Raw genomic sequence first — 21207 nt, 5'->3', positions numbered from 1 at the left:
CTCAAATCTCTTTCACGAGCATGAGGAAAGCACTGCCAAACCGCACATTGGCGGCTCGGGCGGCAGCACGGCTAACGGTGATCTGCACCCGCGGGGTGCTCGAAATGCCAACCACACAGCGCGCTGCCTGGACGCAGGCCTGGTCCGAGGTGATCGTCACAACCGATCCGCGGGCGGCCGCAGCCGCAATACCAGGTTGTTCGTCGCGTAAGCCCGCCGTTACGAAAGCGGCGCGGTAGTTGCCCAGCGTTCCCAACGAGCTGATCGGCACCCGACGAGTGCGAATGGACGCGCGACCGGCTGCCACACCCCCGCCGATCGCACGCTCGATCGAGGTGGCATCCGCTTCGGACACCGCATTGCCGGGCTGGAACACGATAGCAGCTTGCACCGCGCCATTCGGCGGTGGCTGCAGGAATGACACAACGCGAGCCGCAACCTGCACGTTCAGCTCCGCCCCGGCCTGCCATGGCAGGGCTAAGAGAAGAAGTCCGCCCAGTAGGTTGCGCTTTCTCACGAGGTACTCCCTTGGTTAGCGGCGGAGTAACCAGCGCGTGTCACCAAGGAGTTAAGATGCTGAGGGCGGGGGTATTCCGCCTTAAGCTGGTGGTCACCATGCTTGTAACATCGACGGCAAGCGGGGCCGGGGTAGAGCGGAAATATGCGGGGACAGGTTATCGAGATGGCGGCCGAGCTGGCCGATGAGGCGGAGCCGACCGTTGCGGCCGCGCTGGCAAGGTTTCAGCAGATTACACCCTGCACCGCTCTCGAAGCGCAGCTATGGGTATCTGTAGCATTTCTGATCCGACGGCATGAACAATTGGCAGCCGACCTCACTTCCTGATGCTCGCAGCGTGAGCTCGGTTGTGACGAGACCAAAGAAATACAGGCGCCCGGACCAAGAAGCGCCAAGTCGGACAGTAACGGTTTCTTTCCTCACAACATCGTAGGGCCCTGAGAAAGGCAGGGGCTCAAGGGCGATGAAGCAGGACGTCAGACACAATCCCGAACAGGCTGTGACGTCCTCCGCTCGCATCCTGGAGTCCTTGCAGCATCCGGTCCTGGTCCTCGATGCGGCAGGTGAACTGATCTACGCGAATGCAACCGCGGCCGGCAGCTTTGGGGGCTGGATCGTCGGGCTATCGCTAACCGACATCTTTCCCGACTACCTCCGCTCCCCAGCGGCTGGTGATCATCCGACTTCGCTCCGGCTGACCACGCAAAAGGGTGAGGCTTTCGAGGCGCTGCTGAGCCCGTTGGGAGAGGGCGAAACATGCGTGAGCCTGTGGCCTGCCGCAGCCGTTCTCGATGAGCGCACGCCAGAGCGGGCCGACGATCTGACCGGCCTCGCCCTGCGCAACCCATTCATGGCAGCACTGGACCATGCTCTTGCCGGCGCAGACAACCGGGCGGGCTCGCTAGCCGTCCTCTGCCTCGATCTCGACCGGTTCAAGGTAATCAACGACACGCTCGGGCATGGGATTGGCGACCAACTGCTCAAGAAGGTCGCGGATCGGTTGCGGACGGCATGCCGGCGTGAGGATCTGATCGCGCGCTTTGGCGGGGACGAGTTCGTGATCCTGCAGCGCGGCATCACCGGCGTTGCAGATGCAGAGAGGCTTGCTGCCCGCCTGGTGGACCTGATCGGGCGGACCTATGTCCTGAATGGTCACACTGTGAACGTAGGCGTTAGCGTCGGGGTCGCACTGCGAGATGCCGGCCTGCAATCGCGCGACCTCCTTCGAAACGCCGATCTCGCGCTATATGAGGCCAAGCGCGCCGGCCGTGGCCGGTATCGCTTCTTCGAGCAGGGCATGGACCTGCAACTGCATGAGCGGCGCGAACTAGAGATCGATCTGCGCCGGGCGCTCGCGCTCAAGCAGTTCGAGTTGGCCTACCAGCCGTTCCTGGACCTATCGACCGATGCTGTGATCGGGTTCGAGGCGTTGCTGCGCTGGAACCATCCGGTTCGCGGCAAGGTGCCGCCATTGTCGTTCATCTCCGTCGCCGAAGAGAACGGCCTGATCGTCAAGATTGGCGAGTGGGTGCTGATGACCGCGTGCATGGCTGCGGCGTCCTGGCCCGGTGATCTTATCGTAGCCGTCAACGTGTCGCCGCTTCAGTTCAAGGCGGACACGCTCCTGACGACGGTTTCGACTGCGTTGGAACGTTCGGGACTGGCACCCGAGCGCCTAGAGCTTGAGATCACCGAGGGCGCGCTGCTGGCCGACACGGACAACGTGCTGGCCACGCTGCACTCGCTGCGAGCCCTCGGCGTGAAGATCTCGATGGACGACTTCGGGACCGGCTATTCGTCGCTCAGCTACCTCCAGAAGTTTCCCTTCAACAAGATCAAGATCGATCGCTCCTTCGTGTCCGGTGGAGGCGCGGACAGCGAGGCCATCCTACGCGCGGTATCAGGGTTGGGCAGCAATCTTGGCATGGCGATCACGGCTGAGGGCGTCGAGACGGCCGAGCAACTGGGTCGCATTCGCGAACAAAGCTGCACGCATGTTCAGGGCTACCTGACCGGGCGCCCGATGGCGCCGGATCAGGTCGAGCTGTTCCTGCAAGAGCAGCCGATCGCTCAAGTCACCAACTGATCTAACTTCATCCTGAGGAGGCGCCGATGTCGGCATCCATCTATCGCCTGGTTTATTATAGTCGCAATCACGTCGCGCTCGATGAGGTCGCCTTCGCGGCTGAAGTCGACGACATCCTGGCTAAGAGCCGCGCCAACAACGTGCGCGATGGCATCACCGGGGCACTGATGTTCAATGCAGGCTGCTTCGCGCAGGTGCTGGAAGGTCCACTCGACGTGGTAGAGGCGGCGTTCGAGCGTATTCAGCAGGACGAACGCCATGGCGAAGTGTCATTGCTTACTCTGGAGCCGATCGAGCGCCGTAGCTTCCCGAACTGGGCGATGGGATTCGTCGGCATGTCTGACGAGACGGCAAGTCGCTTCGCAGGTGTTGCTGCGGCCAGCGGCTTCGACCCGGCACACTTCGACGGCAACGACCTCCATACCATTCTACGCAATCTTGCCCTCGAAGAAGAGCGGCAAGCGGCGTAGTCGCTTACCAGAGCCTGCCCTTCCGAAGGTCGTAGCTGACGCAGAGCGGCCACACAGCCGGGACAGGCGTGCATATTGCGCGGAGTCCAAAGGTTCACAGCTGGTCCGCTTGTTTTTTACAAGACTCTGCTAGCGGGAACTCAGGATCCGCTGTTCGGGTTCGATTAACCGGCAGATTGCTGCTGTCCCGCAACTCAGGAGTAGCCGAGCTTAACTATGGTCAGTAGCACTCACCAGATCGTCTATCTTAGCCGGGCGACCCAACGCTTTAGCGAGCAGGCCCTCGCCGACGTTGAACTCAAGGCAGCTACTAATAACAGCCATGACGGAATCACTGGCCTGCTCGTCTATGACGGCATCCGCTTTCTTCAGGCTATCGAGGGTCCTGAGCCGGTCCTTCGCCAAACCATGAAGCGGATCTGCGCTGATCCCCGTCATCACGCGATCGACGTCGTGACCGATCGCAAAGTCGATGCGCCGCAGTTCGGCGACTGGGGCATGGTCCTCCGGCGGGCGGAACCGGGTACCTGCTCCCGGCGGTTCATTGCCGATTTGCGGGGCGAAGTTGAGCGGCTGAACAATCCAGCGCTCCAAGCCGTGTTCATTGGCTTTGCCCTGTTGGGCTGCCGACCCGGTCAGGTCGCTCTCTATTCGATCGGTCTCGTTTCCAAACGCGACTGCCGGGACCGATCAGTCACGGTCGCGACTATGACGTGCAGCAACGGCTCGCACTGCTCGCTCTCGACCTCAACACGCCAGTGGCCCTCATCAGCGAAGCCGGGATGCTCTGCCAGGTACATACCGAGTTGTCGCACAGCTTCGTTGCGCGGCATCGACGTCGTCACAATCGATCATAAGCTCGTCACGCTCTCGCCCGGAGAAAACCAATCTGTACTTCGGCATTCGGGCTCTCTCTTCCTTATCGGCGCACTACGCCAATCGGAACGGTCGTTCGTAGAAGCGGATGCTTGTAGCCAGTCCGGCAAGACCGGCAAGGCGCGCAAGAATTGGACGACAAGGTACCCTGACTGCGGCCTAAGCTCGCTGTCAGCCGACCAGCAGCGTCGTACTGATGTAGCACACCGGCACCCCTGAGATGCTTGCAGTCAGCGCGAGTGCCCCGAGAATCATGTTGCGAATATCCTGAGTTCTGCAACAGCCCAGTCTAGGTTGGCTGCCGGCTGTTACGTTCGGCCAACTCGCTTTCGAGGCTGGCGATCGCAGCGCCAAGCGCTTCCGTTTGCGTGCATGCAGGGTCTTGTCGCAGGCGCCTGGCTTCCTGCACCAGGTCGCGCCAGTAAGTCAGCGTGTCTTGGTACACGGGATGGCCGCGCAGCCGGCGAGCGCTTGCGAGAGCATTGTTGAGGTTGTCGATGATTGACCCATGGAGTTCCATAAAACACCGATAGCCTAGGCAGATTTCAAAGGGGAAGTTTGCGAGCTAATCCAGTAGCAGCCGCAACCGGACCGGCCCGTCGGCTCAGCGGATATGCTCTACCTTCAGGTTCTTGGCTTTTACCTTCTTCCACTCTCGATCGGCGGTCAGGGCGGGCACGCCGAGCTGAATGGCTAAAGCCAGGCAAGAGCCGTCGCCAAGACCACGCCCAAACCCTCTCGTCTGCGCGTGCAATGCTGCGGCAGAGCGTGTGGCGCCGGAAGGCGACCACGACGGCTTCCTCCTCGATCGTCAGCGAGGATGATCTTGGGTCCTTCGGACCCGTTGGTAGATCGGTCGTCGACCGGCGCTTCTTCCAGCGGCGCCGTGCCGAATGTCCGGTGTTGGGTGGATTTCGGCCTGGCCGCTTTTGGGCGGACGACCGAGAAACCGGCCGCTTGTTCAGGAAGCAGGAAAGCGGGCTCGATCGCCTGCCGAGGGCGTAATCAGACTGGCTGGCTTGGAGCGGTGAAGCGCTTTAAACGACCATTGGTTTGCGCCGGCTTTTACGTCAGCTACGCGGCTCAACGACAGCATAGGAGCGCACGGCCGCTCATCTCTGGCGGGAACAGTTTGACGCGGGTTTGTGACACCCGTGACCCCGCGCGAAACCGTGCACCAATGCGCAGTGTCAGAACCGACCGGTTATGACACCTGCTAAACACCTGCTTTTCGCTATCCACGTAAAAGGCTGCCTGTCGGCAATCGGCCCACTTGCTGCCGCGCGACGCGCCTTGGATAGACGTCCGCTCTTGGGAAGCGAGAAATCGGCTGTGAGCGTCCGCAGCTGGGTCAAGCTACCCGACCGCCATGCTCAAAGCGTGAGCCAGCAATCTTACTTCCTGATACGCGCCGGACGACCTCTCTGATCGCCTATGCAAAGGCGAAGTAGGTCAGCCAAACGGGGCAGGGCAAACCGGAACCAACCATCGCCCTCGCAACCGACGCACCTCATTCTGAGCGGCAGCTATCTGGACGGAATGGCCGCGGAGCTAGCAGGGCGACTTTGAGCCGTCGTTCTTGACGAACTGCAGAGCCATTCCAAATTCTTCCATCGGCCCGAAGAGCCACGAGAAATAGCGACAGGAAAGGAGGAATAGCCGTGTCGCAGCCCGTCTCGCGTCTTACCAATCCCTTCGATGTTGCGCGCCACCCGACCCTCGAACCCGAGGTGAAGCGCGCCATACTCGCCTCCTGGGCATCCGATGCTTCGGCAGTGCCCGACCAACCGGCATTGCGGCGTCCGGCCGACCTCGGCCGGACAGTGCCCGTCGACGATGTATTGGCGGCCCTGCGCGTCCTGGACGGCGCTCCACAGGCAACCTGGCATTGATCATGGGCCTGCTGACTACAGCACGCAGCGCGCCAGATTTGGCGGTGGGTTGATGCGAGGTCTGTCACAGCGCTGGCGCGAGCGCGGCGGCCGCACCGTTCGTCTCGCGCTGGCATTCGACGACATCATGGAGATCGCACTCGCGCTGCTGGTCCTGTCTCCGGCCGAGCTCGAAAAACTCGGCTGGAGCTTCGCAGATCGCAAGCGGCTGCTTGATCACTTCTTGGCCTCCGGCAAGGCGGCGCAGCGCACCGAACGGGCGACGCTCGGCGGGACTCTCCTCGAGTTGCGGCTGCCGCTACGCGATGTGTCCCGGCTGAAGACCTTCGTCCGCCGTGACCTGCCCAAAGCCGCTACCAACGCCGCCGTGCTTGACCGGCTCGGCGCGGCTCTCAATGCGATATCCTGAATTTACTGCCGGTTCTCAGGCCAGGAATGGCGCGCTTTCGAGCCCATCGAAGATGAACTGGATGGCAAGACCGGACAGCAGCACACCCGAGATCCGGCGCACCACATCCGCGCCCGTCGCGCCTAGTACCGTCACGAGCCGCTCGGCCGCGCGCATCGCCGCATAGGTGAGCGCGAGACAAACGACGATCATCGAGATCACCCCCGCGCCCTCGCTCCATTCCGCGGTTCTCCCCATCAGCAGCACCGCCGCGCACAGCGCGCCAGGACCAGCGACCAGCGGAAAGGCCAACGGGAATACGGCGATGTCGCCGGCTTTCTGGGGCCGCGCAGGTGAAGAGGTCGCTCTCCAGGAAGGCGGGGGAGGCCCCTCGTCCACACGGCTGCGATCACGCCGGTTATGGGTGAGACCCACACTGCCGGCTTGACGGACGTCCGAAGACCAGTCCGAGCGGGGGGCACGCGCAATGAGGCTGCTTCTCAGCGCGCTGGCGGTCTTGGCTCCGGCACCCGTCAGCGGGAGGTGCTTAGAACCGGCTTGGCCTTCAGGTCCGGCGCTGCCGAGCCAGGTTGCCGGTCCGCGAATTCGACCGGGATCCAGCCGTAGCCCGCTCCGTCGTGCGTGACGTGTCCGATTCCAGGAAAGGCAATGTGGGGCGCGGCGAGCAGCACCTCGTCCGCTGCGAAGCGTGTCAAGGCCTCGCGCCTGACCGCACGGGCGCGGTCCTGATCCTGGTCGAAGGTGATGGTGACGGTCGGCTGGGGCAGCTGCACCGCCGCGGCATGGACGATGTCGCCGACGAAGACGATCCTCTCTCCCTTGCTGGTCAGGACGTAAAAGGCGCTTCCGGGCGTGTGGCCGGGGTGCAGTTCCGCTACGATGCCTGGAAGGATCTCGCCCGTGGCCTCGAACGGTCTGACCCGACCTGCGTCCACGTATGGCCCCAGCGTCTTGCGGGCCTCATCGAAGTACCGCTGGTCGTAGCCGGTGCGCTTCGCGTTGCCGGCGTCAAGGAAGAAGTCGACGTCGGGTCGTCCGGCATGCACGATCGCGTTCGGGAAGAGCATTCGGCCGTTCCTGACCAGGCCCCCGCTGTGATCGGAATGGACATGGGTGAGCAGGATGTCCGTGATCTGGCCGGGAGTTACCCCGACGGCGGCAAGGGCCTGGGGCAGTCTGCCGCCATTGCCGGGACCGAAAACGTCTCCCGCCCCGGCGTCGACGAGAATGCGGCGTCCGCTGAGCTCAATCAGGTACGCGTTAATCGACGCCTCGGCGGGATTCGTTTGAAAGTTTTGGCGGAGGAGGTCGTCGATGCGCTGCTCCGTCGTCCCTCGGAGCAGTTGGTGCAGGTCGATCGGCACCGTACCGTCGGATAGCGCGGTCACTCGCGCGTCACCGATCATGAGGCGGTAGTTGGCGGCCACCTGCGCCGTGGCGTGCAGCGGCGCGGGTTGGGCGGCCGCCGGCGGCACCGAGACGACCGCGGCGGCTAGGAGAAGGGGTAGCAGGTTCATCATTTCACTCCAGCGATTGGCTGGATGCGAGGTAGACCTGCGCGTTATGAGTATAATGGCAATCTGAGGCAGGTCACTCATGCGTCACATGCAACGGTCCGGCGGAGTGCGGCTTGATCAAATCGAGGCGTTCGTGGCGGTGGCGGAACAGGGCGGCTTCGCTGCTGCGGGCAGGCTGCTGGGGCGTGACGCGTCCGCCGTCTCGCGTCGGATAGACGCGCTCGAGACGAGGCTTGGCGTGAAGCTGCTCTCGCGTACGACGCGCCTGGTCGCCCTCACGGAAGCCGGTGCGCTGTACCTTGACCGGGTCAGGACCGGGCTTTCCGCGCTTGCGGTCGCCGAGAGCGAGGCCATGGAGGGAGCCGTGGTGCCCCGAGGCCTCATAAGGATCTCGACGTCTCTCACTTTCGCGCGCCTCTGGGTCATTCCCTGGCTGCCCGGCTTTCTCGAGCGGCACCCGCTTGTCGAGGTCGAGCTTAATCATGGTGACCAGTTCGCCGATCTGGTTGCTGGAGGGTTCGATCTGGCGATCCGGATCGGCGAGCTCCCGGACAGCTCCCTGATCGCGCGACATCTCGCCAGCTTCGAAACCGTCCTCTGCGCCGCACCCGGCTACCTCGCCGAACACGGCGCGCCGCGACGGCCTGAGGACCTGCCGAGCCACCGCTGCCTCGGCCTGACCCAACCCCATCTTTGGCCCGAATGGCGGATGCGACGTGGCGTGGAGCGGAGGTCCGTGCGGGTCCAGGGGCAGCTTCGCTTCGACGATGGTGGAGCGATGGTGCAGGCCGCGGTGGATGGTGGCGGCATCGTGCTCGCGTCGGAATGGTCGAGCTGCCGCGAACTCGCGGACGGGCGGCTGGTCCGCGTCCTGCCGGACTGGCGGTACGACCGCGAGGGGGCGGTCCAGATCGTTCGGCCGCCAGGCGGGCTGCTGCCGGCGAGGACGCGACTCTTCATGGACCGGGTAGTCCAGGAGTTCACCCCGTCGCCACCGTGGGCCAGGTGACGCGGCGGATGCGAGGGCTTAAGGGAGCGGCGTTGGCGTGGGCGGCGCGTCAGTCTCCCGAGTCCTCTCTCAAATGTTCTAGTCGCCGTCTGCCGATCTTAGGTCGGTTTTGATCGGCCTGGGCTGAACCAAGTTGACGGTGATGTTCCTGGGGCCGAGCTCCCGCGCCATGCTGCCTGTGGCGGGCAGCTTGTCGAAGCCGTCGACCAACTCCTCGCCGTATCTGAGCTGTCCGCCAGTCAACTTGTCAGAATCGTGTCTGTGATCAGGTTTACTTTACTCGACACAGTCAAGTACCAGAACAACCAGTTGTGGACCGGGAAGCGGATCATCGGGCGATCCTGTGCACCGTTCTGAACGTCCTCGGATCAACTCGTCTTTAATCCGAGCCAAGCCATTGCGGAGTCTTCATCGCTGAAGACCTTGTGATCGACAGGGGAGCCGATGCGCGAGGCCTGCATCTTGGCCAGCGCACCAGGCACGAGCAACGCACATCGGGTAGCGTGAAAAGGCTTCAACTCAGCCAGCTGCGCTTGCTGCCGTTCAGCAACAGCCAAGGACTGGATCTGAAGCTCTCGTGTGTCGACCAGAATCGATGTCTCGCCGCCCAGCAGCTTGTTGGCTCGCATCTGCTGCGCAAGGATCGGCTCGTATCGATCCAGAACAGCCTCGGTCCAGAAGCCCCGCAAGGTAATCCGCAGGAACCGAAGCTGCGTATCAAGGTCGAAGCGCCAGAGCTCGTCGGCCGTGGTTTTGATCATGGTCGTTGTCCGATTGCGCGCACTGAAGCTTGGGCTTGGTAGCCATGTCCATCATGTGCGGAGAGCCACGTATCGGCAGCAGTCGGAGAGACAAACCGGTTGACCTGTTTGTGTTTGGAGAATCGCGCGAGCTGAACCTTGGCCAGACTGGACTCGACAACAACGGCAATCCGGTCGTCATCCCGGGTAACGAGCTTCTCTTCCAGCAACATGAGCCTCTCGACCGAGGCGTTTGGCAATGGCCCGACCTGACGCGAGTCGATGATGAGGCGAAGGCGTCCGAGATCGGCCCGCGCTTGTGCTGCCGCCTTGAGCAGCCGGCTCTCATCCTCGGCTATCTCTCGTGGGTCACACACGCGATGTACCACGACCTCAACTCGGCCTGCTTGCTCGTTGATCTCGATGCGGTAGCTCACAAACGACCTCGGCTGGTTGTAAGCCCGCCATCGGCCTTTGATCTGGCGGACCAGTTAAACAACCGATCCTGTTCGAGTCTTCGCCGGTCAGATGGCCTTAGTTAGGTGCTGCACGACCATCGTGCGAAGCTTGTCTTTCGGCTCCTCTTCAACCGAGCCCAGCTTTGGCCGCAGCCTCATCATGACCCCGCCTCGCCGAGCGGCCCTGCCGCGAACGCTGATCGATGCAAAGCTAATCTACCTTGAGCCCGTCGTCCGCGACTATGCGCCGCAGAGAGCGGCCTATAGGATCACCGCTTAGTCAGTCGGGGGAGAGGTCATGACGATCCGTCAGGCGCTATCGGCAGCGCTCTTGCTGGTGTCAGGATCGGCGCTGGCGCAAAGCTCCACGGAGCAGGCGCGAGCGATAGCCGACGAGCCGGCACCAACATCGCAGCGCTTGACCCTTGTTGATGTGCCCCGACCGACAAGCAAGGCGACGCAATTGTTCGACGGCCGCAGCCTGGCCGGATGGACGCCGTGGCTCGGCTATGCCGACCCGGCAATCACATATCGCGCGACTGCTGCCGACAAGCCGATCGGAATTAGTCGCAGCACGTCGGGCGATTTCGCGGTGCGACAGGTGGATGGCGGCCCGGCGATCTGGGTGAACGGCCGGACCTGGGGCAGCCTGGTGCATCGCGCGGACCTGGCCAATTATCACCTGCGGCTTCAGTACAAGTGGGGAAAGCGAACCTGGGCACCGCGTGAAACCCAGCCGCCTAACAATGGCCTGCTCTACCACACGCATGGTCGGCCAGGCGAGGTGTTCGGGACCTGGCGGCCGTCCGTGGAGTTCGAAATCATGAAGGGATCAACCGGCATGATCGTGATGGTCGGCACCAAGACCCGGGCGCACACCGACGCGTCGTTCGACCCCTCGCTGATCGCGCCGCACCTGCGCTTTCGCGTCGGCGGGCGCACCGTGGATATGATCAATGGCACCCCGACGTGGAATGTCGAAGCTGCTACCGATGCTGAACGTCCCGCAGGCGAATGGAACACGCTGGACCTCTACGTGCTCGGCGATCGGGCAGTGCATGTCGTGAACGGCGTGCCGGTCGCGGAGGTGCGTGACCTGGCGACCATCGCGGCTGACGGTTCGCGCCGGCCGCTCACGCACGGGCAGATCCAACTGCAATCCGAGGGTGCGGAAACCTGGTTCCGCAATATCATCGTGGAGCCGATCCGCTCCTTGCCACGGATCGTAGTCTCAGGAACCTGAACAGCAGCGCTGTGTCCGCCCGGCGCTTGGGCGGGGTCAGCCCCGCCCCAGAGCTTAGCCGGCGAGCCGCTGCGCGAACCGCGTCCTGCCCAGCCTAATCAGCTTGCGGCACTTCAACCAGAACCGGGCGATCAATGTCGTTGCCGCCCTTGATCAAGCCACGCGGAGCCCTGGAGGGAAAGACACGATTAGCCGTTCAGCCCCTATGGGCGGCGGCTTTGGGCAGAGCGCGAGGCCGGCCAGGATGGCCTGATTGGGTCTCGACAGCATCTGACTGCGCCACGCTCCTGCGGCAGGTTCAGGTTGAGTCGCCAGTCCTCTGTCGCTCCCGAGCGTCCGATCAACAGGCGGCTACCGGTTCAAGTGTCAGGTGATTTGGCGTCGAACATCGCCTGTGCCGCAGCGATCCGTCCGAGATGCTCGAAGGCCCAATCCCCGAGTATCTTGACCGGCCCTGCAAGGGACCGGCCAATGTCCGTCAGCTCATAATCGACCCGTGGCGGGATCGATGGTGTCACCGTGCGGGTCACCAAGCCGTCGCGTTCCATGTTCCGCAGGGTCAGGGTGAGCATCCGCTGCGAGATGCCGTCGATACTCCGCTTGAGTTCGTTGAAGCGGTAAGCGCGCTCGCGAAGCAAGATGATGATCAAGACTGTCCACTTGTCACCGATACGACTGAGCACCTGAGTGATCTTCAGGCAGGAACGCGTATCGCGCCGTTCCGCAGGGGTATGCGCGGCAAGTTCGGTCACATCCATGTGCCTCCGGTTACAAAATTGTGCGTTCTTGTGGGCCCGATTGGGTGGGCACATACCATAACCGAGGCAACAATCGGAACTGGTCCCATGTAAATCCTTCACATCGACAGCAGCATCACCGGCGCACAGTCCGTGTCGCGCCAACTCTCCGCGGATGTCGTCGGACGGCTCGGCGGTACCGCCAAGCATGAGGTGACCTATCGCGATGTGGCGGCTGACCCATTGCCGCACTTCACCGCCGTAACTGCGCCTTCGGCTCACCCTTTGTCGCAGGCAGTGCCCGTGCTCGACGCCGCGCAGCAGGCACAACGGGCGACCAGCGACGCGATCCTGGCCGAGTTCCTGGATGCCGATGTCATCGTCATCGGCGTGCCCATGTACAACTTCACCGTACCGTCCGAGCTGAAGGCCTGGATTGACCGGGTAATCGTGCCGGGAACGACCTTCCGGAAAGGCGAGGCCGGACCCGAAGGCCTGGCAGGCAATAAGCGGGTCATCCTCGCGGTCGCTCGTGGCGGCGTCTATGCAGCCGGGTCCCCCTTCGCACCCGCCGAACATGCCGAATCGCTCCTGCGTTCGCTGCTGGGCTTCATCGGGGTGACCGAGATTGAGACGGTTGTGGCCGAAGGGCTCAACTTCCCCGAAGCCCGCAACTCCGCGATTGCCTCCGCGCGCGACGCAGCCCGGCAGCTCGCTGCCTGATCCCCGGCCGACACTTCTCGCATCAGGCAGACCGCAATGGCATCCCAACGACTTCCGACTTACTTTCTGTCGCACGGCGGCGGTCCCTGGCCGTGGATCAAGGATCTACGTCCGGGTGCGTACGATCAGCTCGAACAGTCTCTTCACCATGTTCGCGCGGAGCTTGGCGAGCTGCCCCGCGCGGTGCTGATGGTGTCTGGTCATTGGGAGGCCGACCGGTTCCTGCTGTCCTCGGCAGCCCGGCCGCCGATGGTGTACGACTATTCCGGCTTTCCCGAGCACACCTACCGCATCCGCTACGATGCGCCGGGCGACCCTGCGCTGGCCGAGACTGTTCGCGCTATGCTCGACCGTGGGGGCGTGCCAACCGGGCTCGATCCGCAGCGTGGATACGATCATGGTACCTTCAGCCTGATGCACACGCTGTACCCGGAGGCTCAGCTGCCGGTCGTGCAACTCGCGCTCAAGGCCGACTTCGTTCCTGCTGAGCATCTGCGGGTGGGCGAGTTGCTGGCGCCGTTGCGCGACCAGGGTGTACTGATCATCGGCAGCGGCTTCAGCTACCATGACGTGCGCGGGATCATGAGCGGCAGAGGCAAGCTCGCGTCAGCGACATTCGACGCTTGGCTCGAGGAGACGCTCATCCACTCGGCGCCTGAAGACCGCACAAAAAGGCTGATCGATTGGTCAAGCGCTCCGGCCGCTCGCGCCGCGCATCCCCGTGAGGACCACCTCATTCCACTGATGGTCGCCGCTGGTGCCGCAGGCCGGGATGCGGGCGCGCGTGTTTATCACGAGGAAGCCTTCATGGGTGCGATTACCGCATCGAGCTACCGGTTCGGTGACCTGGTGGTGGCTGCGGCAGCGCACGAGCTGGAAGGGGCGAACTGAACGTCCGGCGCCTTCATCGCTCCCGCGCGGCGGCTCGCTGGTCAGCGCTGCGGGAGGCGTGGCACACTTAGCGCCTGAATGTACGGCTGGTTCCGGGACCACCCAGATCCGGCCCAAATGACCGCTTGTGGGTCGGCGTTACTCCTCGCTATTATCACTGTGTAGCTCTGAGGATGACCTCGACAGTCTCCTCCGGCATGTCCCACATCGGAAAATGACCGCTGGACTCGAACCAGTGCAGCTCTGCGGACGGGAACGCAGCTTTTGCGCGCGCCGCCTGACCCGGCAGGCAGAGCCTGTCGTGCCTGCCCCATCCGATCACGATCCGGCCAGTGCTGTCGGCAGCAGGACCGGTTTGCTCGGGTCCGGTCGCAAGGTCATGAACCAGCGCATCGAACGTCGGGGTCGTACTGAGACCGGTCAGCTCGGTCGCCACCAGCTGCGGATCAAGCGCCCAGGGATGCGCGGACAATTGGGCGAGCAGGGCAGTGCGCGAGGCTGCGTTACGGCTCAGCGTCGGCAGGGCGGGCCGGATCGCCCCCAACAAGCGGCCCGAGACGCCGATCGTGGTCTTGAAGAAGGTGCGCTCCCAACCACGCCAGAACCCACCCGGGTCAAGTGCGACGACGTTGCCGACGACGCCACGCCTCGCAAGTTCGAGCACCATCCGCGCACCCATCGAGCTGCCGACAACGTCGATCCCGGTCAGCTCGTGTTTCACGATATAGCGCTGGACGCTCCCGACCAGGCCGTCGAACGTCCCACTATCGTGCTCCGCAGGGGTCGCGCCATGTCCGGGCAAGTCGATCGCGATCACCGCTCGACCGGCGCTGAGCGAGTCTAGGATGGGGCTCCATGATAGTGAGCTTCCGCCCAGACCGTGGACAAGCAGCAGCTTGCGGCCGGAGCCGCGGTTGATCTGGTGCATCTCGTTCCATTTCGGTTATCTGCAACGGCTCAACGAGCACCGTCCGTGCATGGCACAACTTAATCTGGGAGCTGCCGTGCGCCGGTCGTCGCGGCGCTCGATCCTCAAAGAGGAGTCGCACGCCGCCACGACGATGAGGGATCGGCAACTCAGCCGTGGGGACGCATGACCACCTTGATAACGCCGTCCTCCTTGTCGCGGAACTTCGCGTACATCTCGGGCGCGTCCTCAAGGCTGGCCGGATGGGTGATAACGAAGCTGGGATCGATCTCCCCGGCGATGATCTTCTCCAGCAGCGGCTTGGTATAGCGCTGCACGTGGGTCTGGCCGAGTTTGATAGTCAGACCCTTGTTCATGGCCGCGCCGATCGGCAGCTTGTCGCCCATGCCGACGTAGACGCCAGGCACCGACACCGTGCCGCCTTTGCGGCAGCTCATGATCGCCTGCCGCAGCACGTGGACGCGGTCGGTGGCGAGGAACATCGAGGCCTTGACCTTGTCCATGACGGCATCGGCCGCACCGTGGCCGGCGGCCTCGCAGCCGACGGCGTCAATGCAGCTGTCGGGCCCGCGCCCCTTCGTCCGGGCTTGAAGCTCGTCATAGACGTCGGTTTCGGCGAAGTTGATCGTCTCGGCACCGCCGGCTTCCGCCATCGAGAGCCGCTCGGGCACCTCGTCGATCGCGATCACGCGGCCGGCACCCATCATCAGCGCGGAGCGGATGGCGAACTGGCCGACGGGACCGCAGCCCCAGATCGCGACCGTGTCCCCGGGCTCGATCTGGGCATTCTCCGCGGCCATGTAGCCGGTTGGGAAGATGTCGGACAGGAACAGCGCCTGATCGTCGGTGACGTTGTCGGGGATCTTGATGGGCCCGATGTCCGCCATCGGTACGCGGAGATACTCGGCCTGACCGCCGCAATAGCCGCCCAGCATGTGGCTGAAGCCAAACAGGCCGGCGGGCGAGTGCCCCATAGCCTTGGCGGCCATTTCGGCATTCGGGTTGGTCCGGTCGCAGGCCGCGAACAGACCCTTCTTGCAAAACCAGCAGTCGCCGCAGCTGATCGTGAACGGCACCACCACGCGATCGCCGATTTTCAGGTTGGTGACCTCGGATCCGAGCGCCACGACCTCGCCCATATTCTCGTGGCCGAGGATGTCTCCCGCCTCCATCGTGGGCTGGTAGCCGTCGAGGAGGTGCAGGTCCGAGCCGCAGATCGCGCAGGCGGTGACCTTGATGATCGCGTCGCGCGGGTGCTTGATCTCGGGATCCGCGACGGTGTCGACGCGGACGTCTCCCTTCCCGTGCCAGCAAAGTGCGCGCATGTTTCTTCTCCGTGTGAGCAGGAGCTCTGCCAGGATCGGAAAAGCGACTGAACCACCTCAACGTCTCGTCGCACGGAACGGGCTCGCATTTATTAGTCTATGTGAACGGACTTCCGGTTTTAAGCAGGAGTGAACGACACTCGAACGTCCGCAACTGGGTCCTTGGTGCCGCAGACCGGTCGGGAAGCTGGGCCCCGCTAGTGGCCGCTCGGCCATCAACTCCGGCTGGTCGTTCTTGCTCAGGCGAGCTGGGCAAAGAGCGCCCGCTGCTCGGGCCAGCTGGTTGGCAACGGCAGCATGGTCTTGAGCCTCGCAAGGCTGAGCTCGCGCGGCTGACGGCCCTCCACGATCGCGGTGACCAGATCAGGCGCCAGGAACGCCGCCCCAATCATCTGGCGGACATAGGCCTCGTTGATGTTCTCGGCGGCCGCGATGCTGGCGAGCGTGGTCGTGCCTCCGCTCGCCACCTGCTCGAACCAGCTGCGTGCCTGCGCGACCATTCCGATGAGTGCCGCATCTGGTGCATGCTGCACCATTCCCGGCACCACCAGCGACAGCCGCGCGCGAGCGCGGCCGATGCTCGCGGAAATGGTCAGCGTGCCCGTGCCAGCTACGCCCAGTCCGGCTAGGTCGAGCGTCAGCGTAACCGCGTCGTCGGTGACGACCACGACCGAGATCATCTGCTCTGCCAGCTTACGCCGTTGCTTGGCGTCGGCTTGGCCAAGCGCGTGTGCTGTCTCGGCTGCCTTGGCGAGGAGGGCAGGGGTGAGGAGGTCGAGGCTGGGCAGCAGGGTGGCAAGCTTGGCTGGCGCGGCAAGATGCTCGCACAGGGCATAGGCGACCAGCTCTTCGAGCTCCTCGGCAGGAATGCGGAGCTTGGGTCCCGCATAATAGCGGTACCGCCGCTTGCCCTTTTGCGTGTGAGTCGCGGTCAGCCGCTCGCCATCGGCATCGCGGACCAGCCCCGAGAGCATTGGCGGGACTGTGGCGGTGGCCGGCCCCTTGCGCTTGCGCCGGTTGGTGTTGAGCAACGCCTGGACCGCGTCGAACAGCTCGGGGATGACAATGCCTGTGTGTTGGCCGGGGAAGCGCTTCCCCTTGTGCCCGACCTCGCCGACATAGATCGGGTTGGCCAGGATAGAGTACAGCGAACCTCGCCCCAGCGGCGTGCCGCCACTGGTTGCGCCAGCCTTGGTGGTGCGCAGCTTGGAGCGGATCTGCCGCTGGTCTGCCTCGGCGACGAGGTCATCGACCGACTTGAGCGCGAGGTAGCGCGTGAACAGCTGGCGTACCTGTGCCGCCTCGGGCTCGTTCACCACCAGCTGACGGTCAACCACGTCGTAGCCGAGCGGGACTGCGCCACCCATCCACATGCCCTTGGCCTTGGAGGCGGCGATCTTGTCGCGAATGCGCTCGCCGGTCACCTCGCGCTCGAACTGGGCAAAGGAGAGCAGCACGTTGAGCGTGAGCCGCCCCATGCTGGTGGTGGTGTTAAACGCCTGGGTGACACTGACGAACGACACCCCATGGGTGTCGAACAGCTCCACCATCTTGGCAAAGTCGGCAAGGCTGCGGGTCAGCCGGTGAACCTTGTAGACCACCACCGTGTCGATCAGCCCGGCGGCAACATCGGCCATCAGCGACTTGAGGCCGGGCCGTTCCATGCTGCCGCCCGAAAAGCCACCATCGTCGTACGGCGTCGGCAACAGCTGCCAGCCTTCATGCTTCTGGCTCGTGACATAGGCTTCGCAGGCCTCACGCTGTGCGTGGAGCGAGTTGAACGACTGTTCGAGCCCCTCCTCGCTCGACTTGCGGGTGTACACTGCGCAGCGCACCCGCTTCCCCACAAGCTCAGCCATGCTGAGCAGCCTTGCCGGGGTAGGTCTTGCGGCGGCGCAGGCCAAAGAAGAGCAGACCATTCCAGTGCGTGCCCGTGATGTGCTTGGCGATTGCGGAGAGGCTGGCGAACGCCGCGCCCTCATAGGCGAAACCGGTTGTGGTCACCTCGACGACATGGGTCCGGCCACCATGAGCTTTGACGAGTCTTGTGCCGGGCACGAGCTGGCTCGACGCAGGTGGCAGCGGGGCAGAAGCTGTACGTGGGCCTCGCGATCTGGTGCGTGGTGCAGCATGTGTACTCGCAGGCGAGATGTTGCATGGCGCAGCATCTGTTGCGCCATGCGTCAGCGAAGTGGGGCATGGTGCAGCGTTCGCGGCTGCCTCAGAGTCGGCCGAGAGGGGCGCCGGCGCGAGCACGCCCGATCTTGCCTGGCGTGCTTCGCTCACCTGCCGGGCGGCAATGGCGAGGTCGCGAGCAATGGCGGGCGCGACATCGCCCGATGCTGCCATCTGTTCCTGCCAGGCGACCGCCTGCTTGATGAGCCAGGTCGCCCGCGGCGGCTCGGTCCCGAACAGCACGCGCCACCGCTCCCGCACATCGGCACTGGTTGAGACGGTTCTCGCGTCTGGCGAGGGGGAGGGGAGCGCGCGAGCCTTGCGGCTCACGCGAGCAGTGCCTCGGCAGCATGGGTCAGCCGCTCGCGCCAGGCGAGCTTGTCCAGCCATTCAGGCGGGATGCCGCTTGCACCGTACAGTGCACCGGCGAGTTGGCCGGTGATGGCCGCGACCGTATCGGCGTCATCTCCAAGGTTTACGGCGAGCAGCACGGCCGAGCGAAAGTCGCCCGTGCGGCCCACGCACCAGAGTGCCGCCTCGAGCGAGTGGACCACATAGCCCGATGAACTGATCTGGTTCCGGCGCTTGCCGCGCCAGCTCCCATCCAGGATGGCAGCAATAGCGGGAGAGGAACTCGGGCGAGGGCGGGAGAGTAGCTCGTCCTTGCTCATCCCACTGATCGCGTCGGCGAGCATGTCGGCAAAGGCAATGCACGCGTCGACCGCCTCGGGTGCGCCATGGGTCGTGCGGCTCTGCCTGGCGGCGACCGCGGCCAATTGTGTGCGGTCACGCCAGTGCCGGATCGCCACCGGTGCGAGCCGCATCAGCGAGCCGTTGCCCGCGCTCATCGGATCGGCAGAGCCAGCAACACCCTCGCCGGTCGCTTCGAAGCGGGCGAGCGCCTGTCTCGTCGTCACGCCAATGTCGAAGCACTGCCCTGTGCACGAGTAGGTGCCGCGCCGGTGCCAGCCGACAAAGCGGCGCATGAGATCTGCTTCGCTAAGCTGTGGGTCGGCTGCGAGGCTGTCAGCCAGCGCTAGGGCCATCGCCGTGTCATCGGTCCACTCGCCGGGCTTGAGGCGGAACGGACCACCCCCGACCATGTCGTTGAGAGGTGCGCCGGCATCGCGGCGGGTGAACTCGAGCGTGGTGCCGACCGCATCACCCACTGCGAGCCCGAGCAGGCTGCCAAAGGCGCGGTCGCTGGTAGCGGCCTCGCTTGGATTAGGGTGGTGTGCGGGCAAGGCCGTGAGCGTCAAGACGTAGCGCTCTTGCGCTGGTGTCTCGACGGCGCCGGGGCGAGCCGCCCGCATTGCCGCGAGCGCATCGGCGGGTGACCAGCCGCAGTCGACGAGCAGCCGGGATGCCACCGTTCCTGCTCGTCCGAGCCCGCCCTTGCAGTGGACGAGCACGTCAAAGCCAGCCCGCAACCGAGACCGCAAACTCGGGCCAAGCTCGGCCCAAGCCGTTTCGAACGCCGCGGTCGGTACAGAGACGTCGCGGATAGGCAGGTGCAGCCAGTCCATGTGCCGGGCGCGGACAGCATCCCCGAGCCCCTCGACCGACAGGCTGGTGAGCTCATGATCCTCAACCAGCGTGACCACCGCCACCGCGCCCCAAGCTGCGATGGCGGCAACATCGGTGTCCAGATCGCGGTCCCAGCAGCCGGTGAAGGCCGATGGCTGCTTCTTGCCGGGGCAGAAGGTGATCCCGACCCGGCCCATGCCGGCCCCCGCTGGCACGGCCGCGATCAGGAGAGGATGGCTCACGCTCGTGCGCACGGTGTTACGCATCGCCACGGCTGTGCTCCTCCTTCACGCGGTAGAGCTCTGCGGGGCGAAAGCCCTTGCCGGTTTCCATCTCACCCGTGGGCTCGATCCAGCCGCTTTCAATGAGGCGTTTGCGAAACGCGGGCTTGTTGAGCGGCCGGCCGCGCACAGCTTCGTGCACCTGTTGTAGTTCGCGAAGCGAGAAGCTCGGCTCGAGCAGGCCATAGCTCCAGGCGCTGTGATCGAGATGCGTGCGCAGGTCCCACAGTGCAGCCGCGACGATCTCATCATGGTCAAAGGGCAGCGCAAGCTTGCGCCCATTCCCTCCGCGCCAGACCTCATCGCGCAATGTCGCCAGCTGATGATTTTCGTCTAGCAAAACGCCCGCCTGCTCCCCAGGCAGCAGGGCCATGTAGCCGATGCTGATCACGCGCATGCGCGGGTCACGGTCGACTCGGCCAAAGCTCCTGAACTGGCGCACGGGGGTGACCACGCTGACCTTGTTGCGCAGCGCGCGCCGGGCTGCGTCGTCGAGATCCTCGTTCGCGCGCACAAAGGTGCCGGGCAGCGCAAAGCGACCGCGTGCCGGATGCTCGCCGCGCCGGACCAGCATGAGCTGGAGCGCGCCGGCCACCACCGTGAACAGCACCACGTCCGCTGTCACCGCGAGCGGGGTGAAGGCGGAAGCGTCGTAGCCGTCGAGGAACTCATGCTCGGTCATCACAAGCTGCTTAGACGTCAGCAGCATATACGTCAACAACGTCTAAGGTGCCGCCTTCATCCCAGCTGCGACCTGATCTGGTCGAGCATCGGCCCATGTGCCTCTGCCCAGGTGCGGAGCTCGCGGTCGAACTTCTCGTTGTAGATGGTGATCAGGCCATTGTGCTGATGGAGCCGCGCGCGGACCTGGTCGAGCTGGTCGACGACGTGCTCCTTCATCGGGCTGGGATCCTCGCTTGGGAGCACATCCTTGATGCGTACACTGTTCTCGCCAATGCTGCCGTTCAACTGTGCATCGAAGGCTCCGTCGAGCAGCTGAAGCCAGAGCACCCAGCTGCCGCTATAGGGCACCTTCGCATAGGCTCTGTGCCCTTGCTTGAAGTTGGGGTCCTCGCTTCTGAAGGCGACGGCTTCGCATTCCACCTCGATCGAGAAAGGCTGCTCGATGGTGAGCGGGGTGAGCCAAATCGCTGCGACCAGCGTGTCCGCAATGCATGCGTCCGTGAGATCGGGGCGGTCGACCAGCAAACGCCGCGCGTTCTGCGGCACATTGTCGATTGCGCGTCGGTGATAATCGAACAGCGCGCTGCTGTTTGCGAACAGCTTGGGGCCAAGCTTCAGCGGCTTTGGATGGTGGCGTCTCGCCAGACTACGCCAGGATGTCACGTGTCGTCGCCTCTCGTTGTGCGACGGTCCAATTAGGGCATCACATCGGGATTGGC

Annotated in this window: 24 protein-coding genes and 1 pseudogene; 10 read left to right on the top strand and 15 right to left on the bottom strand. The window is 64.1% G+C overall.

The window, feature by feature from the left end; translation table 11 throughout:
* Window position 1: 1 nt before the first annotated feature.
* On the bottom strand, window positions 2-517 hold the full coding sequence (locus FHS94_RS19610; protein WP_184055174.1) for a YfiR/HmsC family protein: 516 nt from the start codon (window positions 515-517) through the stop codon (window positions 2-4).
* Between the two features lie 165 nt (window positions 518-682).
* Here FHS94_RS19610 and FHS94_RS04760 point away from each other — a divergent pair, with 165 nt between their 5' ends.
* The 4 genes from FHS94_RS04760 (at window position 683) to FHS94_RS19880 (ending at window position 4168) form a co-directional block, all read left to right on the top strand.
* A complete protein-coding gene (locus FHS94_RS04760; protein WP_221234537.1) occupies window positions 683-844 on the top strand; it encodes a hypothetical protein in 162 nt (53 codons plus the stop codon).
* Between the two features lie 136 nt (window positions 845-980).
* A complete protein-coding gene (locus FHS94_RS04755) occupies window positions 981-2603 on the top strand; it encodes a sensor domain-containing protein (protein ID WP_184055170.1) in 1623 nt (540 codons plus the stop codon).
* A gap of 26 nt (window positions 2604-2629) precedes the next feature.
* Window positions 2630-3073, top strand: coding sequence for a BLUF domain-containing protein (locus FHS94_RS04750; RefSeq protein WP_184055168.1), 444 nt, complete (start codon window positions 2630-2632; stop codon window positions 3071-3073).
* Window positions 3074-3289: 216 nt separating this feature from the next.
* A complete protein-coding gene (locus FHS94_RS19880; RefSeq protein WP_184055166.1) occupies window positions 3290-4168 on the top strand; it encodes a BLUF domain-containing protein in 879 nt (292 codons plus the stop codon).
* Between the two features lie 70 nt (window positions 4169-4238).
* Here the strand turns inward: FHS94_RS19880 and FHS94_RS19100 are convergent, their stop codons facing one another.
* Together FHS94_RS19100 and FHS94_RS04740 are read right to left on the bottom strand one after the other, a co-directional pair.
* Window positions 4239-4469, bottom strand: coding sequence for a hypothetical protein (locus tag FHS94_RS19100; RefSeq protein ID WP_221234536.1), 231 nt, complete (start codon window positions 4467-4469; stop codon window positions 4239-4241).
* 244 nt (window positions 4470-4713) lie between these two features.
* A pseudogene (locus FHS94_RS04740) lies at window positions 4714-4830 on the bottom strand (IS481 family transposase); the annotation flags it as partial.
* Window positions 4831-5610: 780 nt separating this feature from the next.
* Here FHS94_RS04740 and FHS94_RS04735 point away from each other — a divergent pair.
* Both FHS94_RS04735 and FHS94_RS04730 read left to right on the top strand, forming a co-directional pair.
* On the top strand, window positions 5611-5841 hold the full coding sequence (locus FHS94_RS04735) for a hypothetical protein (RefSeq protein ID WP_184055164.1): 231 nt from the start codon (window positions 5611-5613) through the stop codon (window positions 5839-5841).
* 52 nt (window positions 5842-5893) lie between these two features.
* Window positions 5894-6250, top strand: a complete 357-nt coding sequence (locus FHS94_RS04730; RefSeq protein WP_184055162.1) for a hypothetical protein — start codon at window positions 5894-5896, stop codon at window positions 6248-6250.
* A 15-nt stretch (window positions 6251-6265) separates the two neighbouring features.
* Here the strand turns inward: FHS94_RS04730 and FHS94_RS19605 are convergent, their stop codons facing one another.
* Entirely contained in the window at window positions 6266-6628 is a 363-nt protein-coding gene (locus tag FHS94_RS19605) for a MarC family protein (protein ID WP_343055170.1), read from the bottom strand.
* Window positions 6629-6762: 134 nt separating this feature from the next.
* Window positions 6763-7767 carry an MBL fold metallo-hydrolase gene (locus FHS94_RS04720; protein ID WP_246348346.1) on the bottom strand — a complete coding sequence of 335 codons (1005 nt, stop codon included), beginning with the start codon at window positions 7765-7767 and terminating at the stop codon, window positions 6763-6765.
* 79 nt (window positions 7768-7846) lie between these two features.
* Between FHS94_RS04720 and FHS94_RS04715 the strand changes: the two genes are divergently transcribed.
* Window positions 7847-8776: a LysR family transcriptional regulator gene (locus FHS94_RS04715; RefSeq protein ID WP_184055158.1), complete on the top strand. Its 930-nt coding sequence runs from the start codon at window positions 7847-7849 to the stop codon at window positions 8774-8776.
* A 368-nt stretch (window positions 8777-9144) separates the two neighbouring features.
* Here the strand turns inward: FHS94_RS04715 and FHS94_RS04710 are convergent, their stop codons facing one another.
* Window positions 9145-9537 (bottom strand): STAS/SEC14 domain-containing protein, encoded by a 393-nt coding sequence (locus tag FHS94_RS04710; protein ID WP_184055156.1) that lies wholly within the window; start codon window positions 9535-9537, stop codon window positions 9145-9147.
* Window positions 9534-9953, bottom strand: coding sequence for a hypothetical protein (locus FHS94_RS04705; protein WP_184055155.1), 420 nt, complete (start codon window positions 9951-9953; stop codon window positions 9534-9536). The genes FHS94_RS04710 and FHS94_RS04705 overlap by 4 nt, the downstream gene beginning before the upstream one ends.
* A 319-nt stretch (window positions 9954-10272) precedes the next feature.
* On the opposite strand from FHS94_RS04705, the gene FHS94_RS04700 reads away from it, so the two are divergent.
* Complete coding sequence (locus tag FHS94_RS04700; RefSeq protein WP_184055153.1) at window positions 10273-11217, top strand: 3-keto-disaccharide hydrolase; 945 nt, start codon at window positions 10273-10275, stop codon at window positions 11215-11217.
* Window positions 11218-11576: 359 nt separating this feature from the next.
* On the opposite strand, the gene FHS94_RS04695 is transcribed toward FHS94_RS04700, so the two are convergent.
* Window positions 11577-11975: a winged helix-turn-helix transcriptional regulator gene (locus FHS94_RS04695; RefSeq protein WP_184055151.1), complete on the bottom strand. Its 399-nt coding sequence runs from the start codon at window positions 11973-11975 to the stop codon at window positions 11577-11579.
* A 93-nt stretch (window positions 11976-12068) separates the two neighbouring features.
* Here FHS94_RS04695 and FHS94_RS04690 point away from each other — a divergent pair, with 93 nt between their 5' ends.
* Together FHS94_RS04690 and FHS94_RS04685 are read left to right on the top strand one after the other, a co-directional pair.
* On the top strand, window positions 12069-12677 hold the full coding sequence (locus FHS94_RS04690) for an FMN-dependent NADH-azoreductase (RefSeq protein WP_343055169.1): 609 nt from the start codon (window positions 12069-12071) through the stop codon (window positions 12675-12677).
* Between the two features lie 36 nt (window positions 12678-12713).
* Window positions 12714-13568 carry a dioxygenase family protein gene (locus FHS94_RS04685; protein WP_184055149.1) on the top strand — a complete coding sequence of 285 codons (855 nt, stop codon included), beginning with the start codon at window positions 12714-12716 and terminating at the stop codon, window positions 13566-13568.
* Between the two features lie 154 nt (window positions 13569-13722).
* On the opposite strand, the gene FHS94_RS04680 is transcribed toward FHS94_RS04685, so the two are convergent.
* From FHS94_RS04680 to FHS94_RS04650, 7 genes are all read right to left on the bottom strand, one after another.
* Window positions 13723-14496, bottom strand: coding sequence for an alpha/beta fold hydrolase (locus FHS94_RS04680; RefSeq protein WP_184055147.1), 774 nt, complete (start codon window positions 14494-14496; stop codon window positions 13723-13725).
* 149 nt (window positions 14497-14645) lie between these two features.
* Window positions 14646-15821, bottom strand: a complete 1176-nt coding sequence (locus FHS94_RS04675; RefSeq protein ID WP_184055145.1) for a zinc-dependent alcohol dehydrogenase — start codon at window positions 15819-15821, stop codon at window positions 14646-14648.
* 239 nt (window positions 15822-16060) lie between these two features.
* Entirely contained in the window at window positions 16061-17680 is a 1620-nt protein-coding gene (locus FHS94_RS04670) for a recombinase family protein (RefSeq protein ID WP_184055143.1), read from the bottom strand.
* A complete protein-coding gene (locus FHS94_RS04665; protein WP_184055141.1) occupies window positions 17673-18326 on the bottom strand; it encodes a DUF2924 domain-containing protein in 654 nt (217 codons plus the stop codon). Before FHS94_RS04665 ends, FHS94_RS04670 begins: the two co-directional genes overlap by 8 nt.
* Window positions 18323-19789: an ADP-ribosylglycohydrolase family protein gene (locus FHS94_RS04660; RefSeq protein WP_221234573.1), complete on the bottom strand. Its 1467-nt coding sequence runs from the start codon at window positions 19787-19789 to the stop codon at window positions 18323-18325. The genes FHS94_RS04665 and FHS94_RS04660 overlap by 4 nt, the downstream gene beginning before the upstream one ends.
* Window positions 19782-20486: an NUDIX domain-containing protein gene (locus FHS94_RS04655; protein WP_184055139.1), complete on the bottom strand. Its 705-nt coding sequence runs from the start codon at window positions 20484-20486 to the stop codon at window positions 19782-19784. Before FHS94_RS04655 ends, FHS94_RS04660 begins: the two co-directional genes overlap by 8 nt.
* Window positions 20487-20542: 56 nt before the next feature.
* On the bottom strand, window positions 20543-21151 hold the full coding sequence (locus FHS94_RS04650; protein ID WP_184055137.1) for a hypothetical protein: 609 nt from the start codon (window positions 21149-21151) through the stop codon (window positions 20543-20545).
* Between the last annotated feature and the right edge of the window lie 56 nt (window positions 21152-21207).

This window comes from Sphingomonas aerophila, from assembly GCF_014199305.1.
Lineage (GTDB): Bacteria > Pseudomonadota > Alphaproteobacteria > Sphingomonadales > Sphingomonadaceae > Sphingomonas > Sphingomonas aerophila.
This window is presented reverse-complemented; position numbering and strand designations above follow the sequence as displayed.

Coding starts and splice junctions, on each gene's coding strand:
- FHS94_RS04730 (WP_184055162.1), top strand. CDS start 5,894: ATGCGAGGTCTGTCACAGCGCTGGCGCGAGCGCGGCGGCCGCACCGTT.
- FHS94_RS19880 (WP_184055166.1), top strand. CDS start 3,290: ATGGTCAGTAGCACTCACCAGATCGTCTATCTTAGCCGGGCGACCCAA.
- FHS94_RS04675 (WP_184055145.1), bottom strand. CDS start 15,821: ATGCGCGCACTTTGCTGGCACGGGAAGGGAGACGTCCGCGTCGACACC.
- FHS94_RS04700 (WP_184055153.1), top strand. CDS start 10,273: ATGACGATCCGTCAGGCGCTATCGGCAGCGCTCTTGCTGGTGTCAGGA.
- FHS94_RS04760 (WP_221234537.1), top strand. CDS start 683: ATGGCGGCCGAGCTGGCCGATGAGGCGGAGCCGACCGTTGCGGCCGCG.
- FHS94_RS04660 (WP_221234573.1), bottom strand. CDS start 19,789: ATGCGTAACACCGTGCGCACGAGCGTGAGCCATCCTCTCCTGATCGCG.
- FHS94_RS04670 (WP_184055143.1), bottom strand. CDS start 17,680: ATGGCTGAGCTTGTGGGGAAGCGGGTGCGCTGCGCAGTGTACACCCGC.
- FHS94_RS04715 (WP_184055158.1), top strand. CDS start 7,847: ATGCGTCACATGCAACGGTCCGGCGGAGTGCGGCTTGATCAAATCGAG.
- FHS94_RS04695 (WP_184055151.1), bottom strand. CDS start 11,975: ATGGATGTGACCGAACTTGCCGCGCATACCCCTGCGGAACGGCGCGAT.
- FHS94_RS04680 (WP_184055147.1), bottom strand. CDS start 14,496: ATGCACCAGATCAACCGCGGCTCCGGCCGCAAGCTGCTGCTTGTCCAC.
- FHS94_RS04755 (WP_184055170.1), top strand. CDS start 981: ATGAAGCAGGACGTCAGACACAATCCCGAACAGGCTGTGACGTCCTCC.
- FHS94_RS04655 (WP_184055139.1), bottom strand. CDS start 20,486: ATGACCGAGCATGAGTTCCTCGACGGCTACGACGCTTCCGCCTTCACC.
- FHS94_RS04710 (WP_184055156.1), bottom strand. CDS start 9,537: ATGATCAAAACCACGGCCGACGAGCTCTGGCGCTTCGACCTTGATACG.
- FHS94_RS04685 (WP_184055149.1), top strand. CDS start 12,714: ATGGCATCCCAACGACTTCCGACTTACTTTCTGTCGCACGGCGGCGGT.
- FHS94_RS04720 (WP_246348346.1), bottom strand. CDS start 7,767: ATGAACCTGCTACCCCTTCTCCTAGCCGCCGCGGTCGTCTCGGTGCCG.
- FHS94_RS19100 (WP_221234536.1), bottom strand. CDS start 4,469: ATGGAACTCCATGGGTCAATCATCGACAACCTCAACAATGCTCTCGCA.
- FHS94_RS04750 (WP_184055168.1), top strand. CDS start 2,630: ATGTCGGCATCCATCTATCGCCTGGTTTATTATAGTCGCAATCACGTC.